Origin of the sequence: Tsuneonella deserti (assembly GCF_014644315.1) — a bacterium.
Lineage (GTDB): Bacteria > Pseudomonadota > Alphaproteobacteria > Sphingomonadales > Sphingomonadaceae > Tsuneonella > Tsuneonella deserti.
The window spans coordinates 1-532 of the sequence record NZ_BMKL01000016.1; the positions used below are offsets into that span (position 1 = coordinate 1).

Annotated in this window: 1 protein-coding gene; it reads left to right on the top strand. The window is 39.7% G+C overall.

Annotated features, from left to right (window positions below; translation table 11 throughout):
• On the top strand, positions 1-532 hold a 532-nt coding region (locus IEW58_RS14255), incomplete at both ends, for a PspC domain-containing protein (RefSeq protein ID WP_188645890.1).

The window sequence follows — 532 nt, forward strand, 5'->3', positions numbered from 1 at the left end:
GCCAACCTGTTATTACGTATGAAGGCGTAAACGACCTCATTAAATCAATGGGTAGTGTATCTGACTTTGAGGCAATCGAAGAAGAAGAAGATTTGAAAAACACTGCACAATCAACAGCGAACAATACTCAATCGACATTTAGCAGTCAACAGTCAACAGCAGGAAGCCAAGAATCGGATAGTAAAGCAACTCAACCAAAACGCCTTTATCGTGATGTAAAACGCAAAGCATTGGGCGGGGTTTTGGCAGGCTTGGCACATTATTTCAATATTGATGTGGTTTGGGTCAGAATTATATACTTGTTGTTATTCTTAGGCTTACCGCCAATTGATGACGACCTCGGGCCAATTTCAGGTTTTGTTTTCTTAGCATATTTTGTTTGTTGGGTTGTTTTCCCGCCAAACTTCAACCTCGACGAAGACAAGAAAATCAAGAAATTCTACCGTGATAATGATAACAAAGTTTTAGGTGGTGTGTGTAGTGGTTTAGCTGCTTATTTTGGAGTTGACATTACCGTTATTCGTTTGCTTTT